This is a genomic window from Bacillus sp. C30 (assembly GCF_040838255.1).
Classification (GTDB): Bacteria; Bacillota; Bacilli; order Bacillales; family Bacillaceae_G; genus Bacillus_A; species Bacillus_A mycoides.
Genome location: NZ_JBFPJH010000559.1, coordinates 1 through 1,533 on the forward strand (window position 1 = coordinate 1; position 1,533 = coordinate 1,533).

General features: G+C 32.4%; 2 protein-coding genes. Both read right to left on the minus strand.

Features of this window, described 5'->3' with window-relative positions:
- A partial coding sequence (locus tag AB3X49_RS22815) for an SH3 domain-containing protein (protein WP_367964923.1) occupies window positions 1–761 on the minus strand: 761 nt, incomplete at its 3' end.
- A gap of 216 nt (window positions 762–977) precedes the next feature.
- On the minus strand, window positions 978–1,469 hold the full coding sequence (locus AB3X49_RS22820) for a hypothetical protein (protein WP_002168155.1): 492 nt from the start codon (window positions 1,467–1,469) through the stop codon (window positions 978–980).
- Between the last annotated feature and the right edge of the window lie 64 nt (window positions 1,470–1,533).

Sequence of the window (1,533 nt, forward strand, 5' to 3'; positions counted from 1 at the left end):
TCTTCCTTGGTCTTTGCTATTTCTTCTGCTTTCATTTCTTCCTTAACTTTTACTCTCTCTGTTACTTTCGCTTCTTCTTTAAACTTTACTATTTCTTCTGCCTTCGTTTCTTCCTTAACTTTTACTCTCTCTGTTACTTTCGCTTCTTCTTTAGGCTTTACTATTTCTTCTGCTTTCGTTTCTTTCTGCTCTTTTGTTGTTTCTTTCGCTTTTGCTATTTCTTGTACTTTTGCTTCTTTCTGCGTTTTTACTTCTTCCTTTGCTTTAACTGCTTTTTGTACTTTCGCTACTCGCTTCGTTTTCTCTTCAGCTTTCTTTTCAATTGGTGCTGTACTTGATAGGAAAGAAACATTTGCATAAGCTGTTTTTCCTTTATACTCAAATTGCAGCCATCCATCTTTTACTTGATGTGTTGATTCAATTACATCATCTTGTTTCAGTCTGCCAAGAATTTCTGATTCTGTGTTTGCTTCAGTACGTACATTTAATAGGTTTGCTGTTACATGGTAAATATCTTTTGTAAACTCCGAACTTACAAATACTTCTTTACCATTTAACTCAATTTTTGACCATCCTTCTTCAGTATGTATGACCTTTAACTTTTGTCCTTCTTTTACTTTTTCGACAATTTTTGATTCCGTAGTTGGCTTTTCACGTACGTTAAGTACATCCGCTGTTACGATAGTTTCTGCGATAGCAGATGTGGTAAAAGCCCCCAATCCAAGAACTGTTGCTGTTGCTGCGCCAATTATTTTTTTCATATTAGCCTCCATTGCGTTTTTTTGAGTTCTATCAAATGCTTCCATAAAATTAGGGAATTCCACAGAGTATCAAAACATTTGTAACAGTATATTAATACCACTTAATATACTGTTTTTAAAACTTTCTACTCCAATATTATCAAATTTTCATTTCTAATTCTATACATTATAAATCTACTTATCTTCTATAAACTCTTCATGACCTTCTACTTCACACTAGATAGTTGTCGCAATTCCTGCCAAAAATAAACTTACAATTGCTAAAAATGGCGTTCCAGCTATTGCACCTCTTAAGTGAAACTTATAGTCTTTATATCCTTTCATTTCCTCAGTACTAGGAATAACAACAAATCTTGGAGTAATCCAGCAAAATATAAGCCAATCGATTATTAATAAATCTACTAAATTGAAAATCATTACAATCCCAAAAGTATGTAAATAGGCCTCAATATACAATAATTTTCCATGGTGATGTAGTATATATGTAGAAACTAAAGGCGTTCCGAAGAGAATAATATTGTAAATAATTCCGAAATAAAACGTTTGTTTTTTTTCATTTATCGATTTTGGCAAAACTACTTTTTGAATATCTTTCGGATAATCATTTAACCAAAGGCGAGGATTATAATACGTAGACCCTAATATCATAATAGACAGTATAAAAGACATGGAAATACCGACAATCACCATTTGTTCAAATTGCCCCACAAATGTCCCTCCTTATTTGAAATTTTGACGTACGTAATTCACTTAATTAGACATTGTATGCATG